General features: G+C 33.0%; 12 protein-coding genes. 10 read left to right on the top strand and 2 right to left on the bottom strand.

Features of this window, described 5'->3' with window-relative positions; translation table 11 throughout:
- Nucleotides 1-212 precede the first annotated feature (212 nt).
- The 6 genes from BAMA_RS14685 (at nt 213) to BAMA_RS14660 (ending at nt 7,583) form a co-directional block, all read left to right on the top strand.
- On the top strand, nt 213-953 hold the full coding sequence (locus BAMA_RS14685) for a C39 family peptidase (protein WP_034640352.1): 741 nt from the start codon (nt 213-215) through the stop codon (nt 951-953).
- Between the two features lie 19 nt (nt 954-972).
- Nucleotides 973-1,647: a response regulator transcription factor gene (locus BAMA_RS14680; protein WP_034640350.1), complete on the top strand. Its 675-nt coding sequence runs from the start codon at nt 973-975 to the stop codon at nt 1,645-1,647.
- On the top strand, nt 1,647-3,518 hold the full coding sequence (locus BAMA_RS14675) for a sensor histidine kinase (protein WP_034640348.1): 1,872 nt from the start codon (nt 1,647-1,649) through the stop codon (nt 3,516-3,518). Before BAMA_RS14680 ends, BAMA_RS14675 begins: the two co-directional genes overlap by 1 nt.
- Nucleotides 3,519-3,713: 195 nt before the next feature.
- Nucleotides 3,714-5,480 (top strand): gluzincin family metallopeptidase, encoded by a 1,767-nt coding sequence (locus BAMA_RS14670; protein ID WP_034640346.1) that lies wholly within the window; start codon nt 3,714-3,716, stop codon nt 5,478-5,480.
- Between the two features lie 79 nt (nt 5,481-5,559).
- The gene (locus tag BAMA_RS14665) at nt 5,560-5,940 is read left to right on the top strand and encodes a VOC family protein (protein ID WP_034640344.1); all 381 of its coding nucleotides are present in this window, start codon (nt 5,560-5,562) and stop codon (nt 5,938-5,940) included.
- Between the two features lie 746 nt (nt 5,941-6,686).
- The gene (locus BAMA_RS14660; protein WP_034640342.1) at nt 6,687-7,583 is read left to right on the top strand and encodes a macrolide 2'-phosphotransferase; all 897 of its coding nucleotides are present in this window, start codon (nt 6,687-6,689) and stop codon (nt 7,581-7,583) included.
- A 210-nt stretch (nt 7,584-7,793) separates the two neighbouring features.
- On the opposite strand, the gene BAMA_RS14655 is transcribed toward BAMA_RS14660, so the two are convergent.
- A complete protein-coding gene (locus BAMA_RS14655) occupies nt 7,794-8,171 on the bottom strand; it encodes a hypothetical protein (protein WP_034640341.1) in 378 nt (125 codons plus the stop codon).
- A gap of 133 nt (nt 8,172-8,304) precedes the next feature.
- Here BAMA_RS14655 and BAMA_RS14650 point away from each other — a divergent pair, with 133 nt between their 5' ends.
- Nucleotides 8,305-8,592: a hypothetical protein gene (locus tag BAMA_RS14650; protein WP_034640338.1), complete on the top strand. Its 288-nt coding sequence runs from the start codon at nt 8,305-8,307 to the stop codon at nt 8,590-8,592.
- A 770-nt stretch (nt 8,593-9,362) separates the two neighbouring features.
- Nucleotides 9,363-10,406, top strand: coding sequence for a serine hydrolase domain-containing protein (locus BAMA_RS14640; protein ID WP_157406010.1), 1,044 nt, complete (start codon nt 9,363-9,365; stop codon nt 10,404-10,406).
- Between the two features lie 164 nt (nt 10,407-10,570).
- On the opposite strand, the gene BAMA_RS14635 is transcribed toward BAMA_RS14640, so the two are convergent.
- Nucleotides 10,571-11,461 (bottom strand): Vgb family protein, encoded by an 891-nt coding sequence (locus BAMA_RS14635; protein ID WP_034640329.1) that lies wholly within the window; start codon nt 11,459-11,461, stop codon nt 10,571-10,573.
- Nucleotides 11,462-11,728: 267 nt separating this feature from the next.
- On the opposite strand from BAMA_RS14635, the gene BAMA_RS14630 reads away from it, so the two are divergent.
- Both BAMA_RS14630 and BAMA_RS14625 read left to right on the top strand, forming a co-directional pair.
- Nucleotides 11,729-12,115 (top strand): GntR family transcriptional regulator, encoded by a 387-nt coding sequence (locus BAMA_RS14630; protein WP_034640326.1) that lies wholly within the window; start codon nt 11,729-11,731, stop codon nt 12,113-12,115.
- Nucleotides 12,105-12,977, top strand: coding sequence for an ATP-binding cassette domain-containing protein (locus tag BAMA_RS14625; RefSeq protein ID WP_034640324.1), 873 nt, complete (start codon nt 12,105-12,107; stop codon nt 12,975-12,977). The genes BAMA_RS14630 and BAMA_RS14625 overlap by 11 nt, the downstream gene beginning before the upstream one ends.
- Nucleotide 12,978: the final 1 nt, after the last annotated feature.

Below are 12,978 nucleotides of genomic sequence, written 5' to 3'. Positions count from 1 at the left end.
GCATTAGCTAAGTGGGGGTAGTTCAAAGAAACTGAATGCAATATTATGCTGTAGACATAGAGATATTGCTTGCTATAAGATTATTTGTGCTGCACATCCTCAATCTTAATATAATCTTGATATAAACTTAGCTTCTTCTTTATTGTAGCCACATCTCATCTGAACTTACATTTTCTATACTCTCCTTAGAAAGTAGATGAGGAGAGATAACAATGAAATTTAAATTCAAAAAAACATTCATTTCTTTAACGGTTTTGGCTTCAATAGGAGTAGGCTCATACGTTTACATATCAAGTGATACATACGTTACGATAGATGCATCAGAAACGAAAATATTGCAAGAATCGAAGGAATATTCAAAAATGTCAAAAACATTAGATGTACCTTTAATTTTACAAAATCCTGAGTTGATGCGTGGTTGTGAAGTAACAAGCCTCGCGATGCTTTTACACTTTGTTGGGATAGACGTAAATAAAATGGAACTCGCCCAAAATATAACATACGAACCATTTCAACAAAATGGTATGATGGGAGATATGAAGAAAGGTTTTGTAGGCGATATGAAAACCTTTCAAAATCCAGGTTTAGGTGTATATGTTGGGCCAATTATAGAGTTAGCAGAGCAATATGTACCTGCAAAACGAATTATCAACTTAAGTGAAACAAATCCTGAATCTTTATATGAACATATAGATAAAGGTTTCCCTGTATGGACATTAACAAATGCCCTGTTTAAAGAATTGCCAGCTAAGGAATTCCGTGTATGGAATACAGAGGATGGTAAAACGAATGTGACGTATCAACAACATAGTGTTGTTCTAACTGGTTATGATGAAAATTATGTTTATGTAAATGATCCGTTACAACAAAATAAAAATAGAAAACTTAATCGAACTGACTTTGAAAAAGCTTGGATTCAAATGGGAAGACAAGCAATGACGATTACGGTATAAATGATTGGATGATAGAACTATGAAAAAAGTATTAATTGTAGAAGATGAAGAGATTTTAAGAGAGAGTATACAGCATTATTTTGTACACGAAGGCTATGAAGTGCTCACAGCAGAAGATGGACAACAAGGGTTAGATATCTTTGCTACTCAAGATTTTAACTTAGTTATATTAGATATTATGCTACCAAAAGTTGATGGATGGTCTGTTTGCAGGCGTATTCGTAAGCAATCAACAGTTCCTATTATTTTATTAACTGCGCGAAGTGATGAAGAAGACACGTTACTTGGATTTGAGCTTGGTGCGGATGATTATGTAACAAAACCTTTTAAGCCATCTATTTTATTAGCGAGAGCGAACCGTTTGTTAAAATATACTGTGGCTCAAGTACCGAAAGAAGATAGATTAACGCAATGTGGAATTGAGATAAATAAGTCCGCTCGCACCGTTTCAATAGAAGGGACAGCGATTAATTTAACACATACAGAATATGAGATTTTACTACACTTAATGGAACATAAAGAACAAGTCATTACAAGAGAAGCATTAATTACACATATTTGGGGTTATGAATACGATGGAGACGATAAAACGTTAAACACACATATGCGAAACATTCGTCAAAAGTTAGGAGAGAAAGCTCATCATATTACAACGGTAATTCGCTTAGGTTATAAATTTATGGTGAATCCATAATGCGTAAAAGGATTGTTTACAAGTTATTCTTTATGACATTTGTGTTGTGTTGTATAGTCATCGCTACATTTATTGGTGGACAATATTATTTCTTCAAATACATTTACATCGATAAAGAAAAAGATCGCATTCATGAACAGTTAGAACAATACTACACAACGTATATGAAAAATCCAACAAATGAACATAAACTACAAAACATGGAAAGCTCTTATTTTGAAACAGATGGGGTAATGATCACAACCCTCGATGATTTAGGGACAATTACAAAACTACCAAGTGGAAATTTCTATATTGATATTGTAAATCAAAACGGTGTTCAAACTGAAGTTATAAGACATCAAAACGGGGTATTATATACTGATACAGAACCTACAACTGACGAATTAAAGACATCTAGAATAAATTTAAATAATTTAGTTAATGCAGGGAAACATACAGATTCGAATTTCAGTATCATGTTACACAGTTTAAAAAATGAAATAACAAATAGCATTAACTTTCATTTCGTTAGTAAAGACGAGCACTTAAATACCCTTGTTCCATATTCTATACGCATTGGAGAATATGAAGGAGCTTTTACAATTCCTTACTATGATAAAATTCCGCGAAATCCGTTTCGACATGAGAAGTTTTATGGTGGCTATATACTGGATGGTATTGTAAAGGATATAAAAATACCAAATTATGATGAGATACAACCAGTATACAGTAATGAAACATTTGCAGACCGTATTTTGCAATTTCAAGCTGATTTATTAATGGAACGAATTGAAGTTCATGAAGATAAATGGCACGAAAGAGAGCTCAATATAAACGGAATACAATATATGGAGTCTGTTAGACCGATTATAAAAGATGGTGAAATTACCAACTTTATTTATAGTTTATCTTCACTACATCCTTTAACAAAAGCAACGGATGCTATGAAAGGTTATTACTGGTATCTTATAGTACTTGTGCTTATACTAACTGTCATTATTTGTTTGTATTATTCGAGAACAATTACAAAACCTTTATTAAAAATTAATGATGCGACTCAAAAAATTACAGATTTTCAATTTGATGAAAAACTATCTGTTACATCCAAAGATGAGCTTGGTGTACTTGCTAGCAATATAAACGAGTTATCAGAAAGAATGGAAGGTTATATCGAAAAGTTAAAGCAAGATATCGAAAAAGAGAAAAAGCTAGAACAAGTAAGAAAAGACTTTATCTCAGGTGTTTCGCATGAGCTAAAAACACCGCTTAGTGTTATGCAAATCTCTGCTTCTATGCTGCAAGATGGGATCGCTCCCGAAAAAAATGAATATTACTGGAATGCGATTGAAACAGAAATTGAAAAAATGAATGTATTAGTAAGTGAAATGCTTAATCTAGCAAAGTATGAATCGGATACATATCAAATTGAAATGGAAGAAGTTGATATTAGCGGAGTCATTGAAAATATTCATAAAAAACTTCAATTCCAAATTGAAGAAAAGGATTTATACGTATCATTACATGTAGAAAATATTACAGCGGTCGGGAAAACACATCTATTAGAACAAGTTGTTACAAATTTATTTACAAATGCAATTCGTTATACAGATTCTAAACAACGTATCATCATTCATGTTAAAAAAGAAGATAACCTTGTTTATGTAGGTATAGAAAATAAAGGAGCTCATCTACCAGATGAAAGCTTAGAAAAAATATGGGATCAATTTTATCGTATAGATGCATCGAGAAAGAGGGTAAATGGTGGTACTGGACTTGGGTTACCAATTGTAAAACGGATATTGCAATTACACGGAGCTCAATATGGAGCTAAAAATACCAGTGATGGTGTACTGTTTTATTTTTACTTAAATGAATATAAAAGTGAATAAGTAAAAGCGATGTCCCGATGATTTAGGGCATCGCTTTTTGTATGATTAAGCTTTGTCACATAATGTACACATCTATTTATGTTTCTCAGATAGAATAATGCGAATATATTTACAATTAAATGAAGTTTAGATACTATCAAAATACAAGAATCTTAATTTACATCATAAATAACCCTAGTATTGGAGGTTACTTTCATGAATCAAACTTTTCACACACCAACAAGGTGGGATTTAAAAAGTTTATATCCAAATGAATCCGGTCAAATGTTACCGAACGAAGTAAAGGAAATCACAGAGTTAATACATACTTTAAAAGAAGAAACGGATTTTATATTGCAGTGTGAACAATTTATAAATGAAAGTATGTTACAAACTTTATCTAATGTCCAAAGCAGACTGAAAAAAGCAGAGTATTATTGTTACTGTCTTGCCTCTGAAATAGAAGATCACTCCTCTTTAGATGCATTACGTGGCAAGATAAATACTCTTAAAAATGCAGCACAAGCTTTATTTTTAAAATGGCAACAATATATAATCAACCTTCCCACTGACAAAAGAGAAGAATGGTACAGTTTTCCCTTCGTAAAGGCTTTCCTTAATGAATTTTCTAAGAACAACTTTGATAGCTTCAATAATGAAACTGTAAACCATACAAAAAATGAATTACATCATTGGCAAAGTATGTACACACAACTCATACGTACGTTAGAAATTGAACTGGCTGATGAAAATACCTCAAAGTACATTTCCTTTAGTGAAGCAACCCACATAGCTATGAATCATGACAATCCAACTAAAAGAACAAAAGCCTTTAATGCTCTAACAAATAAATTACATACAGAAAAAGATTCTTTTGCTAATGCGTTAAATAATATCGCGCAATTAAGAATTAAACAAAGCGATGCATTACAACAAGAAGATATATTAGCTGATTCTCTTTCTACAAATGGAATTTCAAAAAAAGCATTGTTTACGATGTGGCAGACGATAGATGATAATTTAAATCGATTTACGTCCTTTTTAGATTCGCAAAAAAAGGACGGAGAAGAATTAACATGGCATGAGCTGATGACTTCTAAGCAACATTCTCAAGAGAAAATTCCTTTTTCAAAAGCAGTAGAGGATATATGTAATTCACTAAGAGCGATTAATGATGAAATGGCTCAATTTATTTTACACGCCATAAACAATGGCTGGGTTGATGCTGAACAAAGGCATAACAAACCTATACAAGGTTTTTGTGCACCTTTCTTTCAGGAAGGAGAATCTAGAATTTCTTTACAATATGATGGAACGATAGAGAGTGCGAGAATATTAGCTCATGAACTCGGACATGCGTGGCATTTTAAACAGTTAGAAGATAATGCAGCGCTTTCCTCTTCGGCAACTTCTTTTCCAATGAGTCTTGCAGAATGCGCATCTATTTTATTTGAAGTGAATTTTATTAATCATTTACTTACTGTTACAGATGATTTACATACAAAAAAAGCGTTACTTCATTACAAAATAAAAAGTAGCTTAAATTATGTAATGTCGATTCGTGGAGCGTTTATATTTGAGCAACGTTTTTACGAAAAGAGTAAGGATAGACAATTAACTTCTACCGAAATTGAAGAGTTATCAATACAGTCTCAAAAGGTCGCTTACAATAACCACTTAAAACAATATCAACCTTTTGTTTGGATAAAATATGGCCAGTTTTATGAACCTAATATACCTTTCTATAACTATCCGTATACCTTTGGTTACTTACTAAGCATAGGATTATTAACCATTGCAAAACAAGAAGGATGTAACTTCCATAAGAAATACAAGCAATTTTTAAGTGAGACAAGAAAAAAACCAGTTGAAGAGTTGGTTTATGAACACTTCCGTATCGATTTATGTAGCCCAGCATTTTGGCAGCAAGCGGTGAATCAAATTGTTACGGACATGGAAGAATACGCTGAGCTTCAAAAATAGGGATTCCATATTAAAAAGGAATGATAGCCATAATTATAGAAATTATGTAAGAACGTTAAATCATTTAGGAGGAACATTTATGATTCATAAAGTTGGTCAAATTATGCTGTATGTAAACGATCAAGATGAGGCGGTACATTTTTGGACTGAAAAACTAGGTTTTCATGTTATTTCTGAAGAAAATAATAGTCAGGGCATGAGGTGGATTGAAATTGCTCCGCCAGATGCTGAAACGACTATTATACTTCACAACAAGGAAGTAATTTCAAAAATGAGTCCTGGGCTAAACCTTGGTACACCTTCTTTAATGTTTTTCTCAAACAATCTAGACAAATTATACACAGATCTGTCTAATAAAAATGTTACGGTTGGAGAAATGGTAAACATGCCTTCTGGTAAGGTGTTTAACTTTGCGGATCATGAGGGGAATTATTTTGCGGTTATGGAAAAGAGTAAATAATTTTCTTTTTATAATATAAAGATTTTAATTTGTTAGCCAATCTAATTTGACTATTCGTTGTTCAAATTGGATTGGCTTATTTCATTGTTTTCATTGCTATCTACTTGTAAATGAAGTATAGTGTTACTATATTATTGAAAGGAGGATTATTAAAGATGATGCATGCAGGAAGACTACGTCAGCAAACTTTGAACAATAAGTAATTTAATATGTTCAAAGGCTCTGTTTTTATAAGACAGAGTAAACGGGAGTAGTCTGCACATTTTTAATAATCTTCAACGGAAGAAATACACTTTTTCGCATGAAGAAAGGCAGATATACATCTGTCTTTTTTTCGTATGTCTTTTTCATTCATACAAAGAGAGACGTCTATTTGTTGTATTCTCGTTTACTCTCAACCACAGACAGAAGCTTGTCTGTGGTTTTTTTATGATTACATTTCTTTAAAGACCACTAAAAAAAGGGGGAATGAAATAATTAACTTTGGGATTGAAGAACAGAGAAATTTCTTTCTTTGATAGAACCATTCTTAATAGTAAGAACCTTAAAGTCCACAAATTTAATCGAATTGGTGTGTTTAAGAAAATGGTAGTGAAAAAGTACGTTATTGAAAATTATTAATAGTAACCCCCATAAATAAGGGGGACGTAAACTGCTTGATTAAATTTGGATATTTTAACGATCTAATTTTTCTATATTTAGACAATAACGATAACAATAAAATGAGCATGTTGGAGGAAATAAAAATGAATACACTTAAAATTAAACAATTAGCAACTAATAAAGGACTAAATATCTTAGAAGATACAATAAAAGTCAATGAGTCTGGCGTTGACTTTCGAGTAGTACATGCTAAAGAACAAAACGGGGATAAATGGATACTAAGGATTCCACGTAGACCAGAATCTATGAGACATGCTTTGCAAGAGAAAAAAGCGTTAGAAATCATTAATAACCATGCAAGCTTCCAAGTCCCTGATTGGTCTATCTTCTCAGAAGACTTAGTTGCTTATAAGCAACTAAGTGGTGTTCCTGCCGCTACTGTTGACATTGAACAACAAGGTTATGTATGGAGTTTTGATGAAACGAATGTACCATCTGAATATTATTACTCATTAGGGAAAGCTCTAGCAAATTTACACTCATTATCCCACCAAGAATTTAATGATATCGGTGTTGAAATTCTTGGTGCTCATGAATTAAGAGCTTCCATGAAACAACGGATGGATCGTGTGAAAGAGCAATACCATATCCATCAAAATTTATGGGACCGCTGGCAAGCATGGCTAGCTGAAGATTCTTTTTGGCCATCTCATGTAGGAGTAAAACATGGTGATTTACATCCAGGTCACATCCTTATTGATAAGAACAATAATGTAACTGGCTTAATAGATTGGACAGAAGTAGGAATAGCTGATGTATCTGTAGATTTCATGTCACATCAACTACTCTTTGGAAAAGATGGGATAACAAAGTTAATCGACGCTTATGATAATGCCGGAGGAAAAACTTGGTCAAGAATGGATGAGCATATTGTTGAACTTCTAACAACAAGTGGCATCACTGTTGCTGAATACGCTCAAGCGTCAGGTTTGAAAGAAATGCATGAGGCAGCTACACATATGCTAGCGAATGAAAATTAATAAATAAAGAATTAAACAAGAGTGAGAAACTAGGATCAGAAAAAGCTCAAAACTGCTGTGGAGTTTATTCATTCCAGCGGATGAGAGTGTATTTACTCATACATTGGATTTATTAAAGAAACAAAGTTAATATTTATACAAAATAGGCGCTTATCCTTAATAAAGGAAAGCGCCTATTTTGTATAGGGATTTACTTGTTGAAAGGTAATTTTACTTTTTCTCTAATAGACTTACAAAGTTCTTTCTATAAGCAAATAGCATATAAATATTCATAATAAAAAGCAGGATTGCAATAAGGAGTAACGAGTAATCGAGGAATAAATGAAATAACAAAATGTTAACTACAATTGGAGATAAAATTACAAGAGCCAATGGGACAAATCTATTCAGTAAAAGTAAAACTCCACATATTATTTCCAAAGATTTTTCAAAGACTAGAAGATATTTAAATTCGAATATAGCCATTACTTTAGAACTCGTTGGGATAAACGGTTCAAAATGAAAGATAACAAAATAACCGTTTAGACCTGCAATAAAGAAAACAATACCCAAAAGGCACCTTGAAATATGTATTATGATTTTATTCAATTCATACACCTCCTAAATAGAAGTATATGATATTTTCAAACTACATATTTCATCCTTACCATAAATGAAAAATAACCCTAAACTTCATAAAAATGGTAAAATAAATACTATATTATAGAAGAAGAGGGATATTATGACGGATACAAAAACAATTAAACCTATTATTCTAACCATGGTATTACTTATTGCAGCATTATTAGTATTTTTCATCCCTAGATTATTCCCAGGTACAAGTTTATGGGTTGGTATCATTTTATTTTTCATAATTGACGTTGGGTTTATCGTAGCATTTGTTTTAGGAATGAAAAGCAAACAACGCAGTGTAAAGGTATTTAGTATTATTATTAACGGCTTATTATTTATATTTCTGTCAGCAATAATCTATTTGTTATTACTTGTAAATAGTATTGCTGAATCTTAAAAGTATTTCTAACGTACATATTATACAAAAGGGACTGTTTGTCAAAGCAGCCCCTTTTGTATTAGGAGGAATACAATTATATGACGAGAAAATCGATATATATTTTTAAAAAGAGAGTCTATTCACTATTTCCTTTAAGAAAATGCTAAAATAGCATTCTTTTAAGGATTTTGAAGCCCAAATATAGCAACGAAAGCTAAAGCGCTATTTATGAATAAAAAGAACAAACTAGCAATAAGTAAAGTTCTTCTTAGGTCTTCATGTTTTGATAAGGTTGCAAAAATGAGGCTAATCACACTATACAAAATAGGTATTACTATTCCTATCTTTCCCTTCTGACCAAGTGTTACTACAGTATAGTATTCAGCTGTAAATGAAAATTGTATTAACAGAAAAGGGAGAATACTGAGTACTAAAAAAATACAGGAAATGATTGAATACAGACTTTTCATTTCATCACCTCATTTCTTTTCATACAATTAGGCGTTTTTCGTGGGATAAAATGGTATTAACTTAATCATACTATGTAACCTCATCAAATATATGATTATTTTTGAAAAGTCTCTTCGTTTTATTTTTAGCAAAAACTTCATTACTACAACTTACACCATAAAATGCATATAATTATACAACGAAAAAACGAAATAGTAATATTTAAGATACAGTAAATAAAGATAGGGTGGGAGGTTAGAAGGAAATAAAAGAAATTGTTATCAGTGTAAAAAAGTAGTAGGGGATAAACAATAAAAATTCCTAGGGAGCGATAAACCTTGATGACAAATACAATAAATATTTCAGAACGGATGCAGCATTACAAAATACCTGGATTAAGTATCGCATCTTTTCATAATGGACGTATTGAAACGCAAGAATTTGGTGTTCTTGAGGTAGGCACGAATAGAAAAGTAGATAAACAGTCTATTTTTAGTTCTTGTTCTATTAGTAAATTAGTAGCCTCTTTAATTGTATTAAAATTAACGAGGCAAGGTAATCTCAGTTTAGACGAAAATATAAACAATATACTTACTTCTTGGAAAGTTCCTCCCAGCGATTTCACCACGAGAAAACATGTTACACTACGTAACCTACTAAGTCATCAATCAGGATTCATTGACCCTGCTGGAAGCTTTAGTGAATATACGGAGACATTAGGAATTCCTAGCATGATAGATTTATTAGAAGGAAAGACACCCTATTGTAAAAAGTCTATTCAAGTGACATACGAACCTGAAAGTGAATTTCACTACTCTGATATAAACTTTTGTATGATCCAGCAAATAATAGAAGATGTAACAGGACAATCTTTTGAAAAAATTGTGCAAGACCTTATATTTGATCCGTTACATATGAAAAATAGCTATTTTCCATTCCATAACCTTAAAGGAAACTACAATAATTTTGCTTGTGGACATGATAAAAAAGGACATGTTATTAATGAAAAATATCCATTTTACCCATATGCTGCTGCCGCGGGGATTTGGACAACACCTTCCGATTTAGCTAGCGTGGTGCTTGAAATAATAAACTCTTTAAAAGGAAAAAGTAATCTTGGCTATTCAGAAAAGTTAATGCGAGAAATGATTACACCACAAGGTTGTTCACCGTGGACAGGCTTAGGGGTGTTTCTCGACAACTCAAATGACAATTTAGAAATTTCCTCATTTGGATGGGGTATTGGATTTCAATGTATGATTGTTTTCTACCCACATAAAGAAACAGGAGTTATTATTATGACAAATGCTGATACGGGTGTGCACCAAATAAAAGGAATAATTGGAGAAATTATAGAAGCAGCCTTTCCTCTAACGAAATAAGCACGCAATACAGGGTATTAAAATCATTTTGGTACCATATTAGGGGTAGCTTCACACCGTCATCAACTTAAGAATTTTATAATATCCCAAAACAAAAAAATGTACATTTTTTTGTTTTGGGATATTTACTTTTCTGAGTTTCATAGTGATGGATGACATACCTATTACGTTATGATTGTTAGGCGTCCAATTTGATTACACTCTTCAGCGAACCAAATATCGCCATTCGGACAAAATGTGATACCATGTGGCTCTGCATTATTTGTAGGTATCGTATATTCCGTAATAACTCCTTCAACTGTAATTCGGCTGATTTGGTTACCTGCCCATTCCGTGAACCAAAGATCTCCGTTCTTCCCGGGTATTATGGCATGAGGGCGAGCGTTCGGCGTCGGTATAACAAATTCTTTGACCTCACCTTCGAACGTAATTCTACCAATCTTATTGCCCATGATTTGCACAAACCATATTGCTCCATCTGGTCCGCTCGCAATTCCAACTGGCCCGGAGTTAGGTGTTGGGATTGGATATTCTGTCACCTCACCTTTAGTAGTTATTCTCCCAATCGTATTGTTCTGATTCTGTGTAAACCATAATGCTCCGTCTGATCCTAGAGTAATAAAAGAGGGAAATGACTTGGAGTTAGGCAATTCAAACTCGGTGATTTCCCCTGACTTTGTTATTCTTCCGATCCTACCGTTATTCATTTCTGTAAACCACATTGCTCCATCTGGTCCTTCCGTTATACCAAAAGGTGCAGCATTTGTTGAAGGGAGTGCATATTCTTCAAAAAGACCGTTCATCGACATTTTACCGATTTTGCTTGTGTTATATTCCGTAAACCATAAGTCACCAGTCTGGTCCGAAATAATTGACATAACTCCTGCATTTGCTGTCGGAACCGGAAAAGAATTCATTTCACCATTAGCATTTATTCTACCAATTCGATTCCCTTTCTGTTCGGTAAACCACAATGCCCCATCTTTTCCTGCTGTTATTCCATATGGTCCTGACTCTATTTCATTGACTACATATTCTTGTATTGTGATCCTCATATCATTTCCTCCCATTGAAAATTTTGGGTGTTGTTTATGAGTATATCACTTCTACTTATCAGGTAGCATAGTTAAAAAATTTCTCTCCTTCATTTACGTTTGCTATAAAAAAAGCCACTATATGCTATGCATGGGATTCTAAAGGTGGAAGAAAAACAATTAGTGATATCAAAGATAGATTGACAAAATAAACTCAAAGTTATATGGTTATACACATAACTATATAACCATTTAAGTGTAATGGTTATACATACAGGTGGTGATTTTTTGTTAGGTACAGCATTTGATAATAATAAACCTATATTTTTACAAATTAAAGACCGTGTAGAGGATCAAATTGTGAATGGACAATTAAAAGTAGACGATCAAGTGCCATCAACAACGCAATTGGTACAGTTTTACAAGATTAATCATGCTACTGTATCAAAAGGAATGAATTTATTAGTTGAATCTGGGGTTATTTACAAAAAAAGAGGTGTAGGGATGTTTGTTGCAGAAGGTGCAAAAGAAAAATTGATACAAAAACGGAAAGATTCTTTTTTAGATGAGTATGTGTTACCGATGATGCAAGAGGCGGATAAATTAGGAATATCAGAACAGGAGTTAACAATCTTTATGAACCAAGTGAAGGGACGTGATAACCATGAGGCTTAATATAGATGTGGAGAATGTGACAGTTACATATAAAGATTTTGAAGCAATAAAAGGAGTCTCTTTTCATCTAGAAAGCGGGAAAATTTATGGATTCATTGGCAGAAACGGTGCAGGGAAAACAACAATGTTATCTTTATTAGCCTCTTTTAGAGAGCCGTCATCAGGAAGCATTAAAATTGGTGGCGAAAACCCTTTTGAAAACGGAAAAATTACGCCTTATGTCTCCTTCATATACAATGCCGATTATACAGATGAAACGGAGAAAGTAAAAGGACTATTAGAAGTAGCAGAGCGATATAGACCAAATTTTGATGCTATATTTGCTGAGAAATTAGTAAAAAGATTTAAACTCCCTTTAGATAAGCCAGTCTATAAACTTTCTAAAGGAATGCAATCTGCTCTTAACGTTACAATTGGCTTAGCTAGCCGTTCACCAATAACTATTTTTGATGAAGCGTATATCGGAATGGATGCACCGACAAGAGAGATTTTTTACCAAGAGCTATTAGAAGACCATGAAAAGCATCCTCGTACGATTATTCTTTCTACTCATCTTGTGTCTGAAATGGACTATTTATTTGATGAAGTTCTCATTATTCACAAAGGAGAGCTTGTAGCGAAAGATTCCTATGAAGATTTCATAGGAAAAGGAACGTCTATCACTGGCTCTTCTGAAGTAGTAGAAACATTTGTTAGGGGAATGGAATTATTAAATACACAACAACTAGGTAATACAAAGCGCGTAGTAGTGTATGGTCAACTGTCAGATGAGAAGCTTTTTGAAGCAGGACAGTTAGATTTAGAAATTGGCACAATACCGCTACAAGATTTGTTTATTCATTTAACAAGAGAGGAAGAGTAAT

It is taken from the genome of Bacillus manliponensis, assembly GCF_000712595.1.
In the GTDB taxonomy this organism is placed as follows: Bacteria; Bacillota; Bacilli; order Bacillales; family Bacillaceae_G; genus Bacillus_A; species Bacillus_A manliponensis.
Note: the sequence above shows the minus strand (reverse complement) of the source record. Positions and strands in the feature narration are given on the sequence as shown.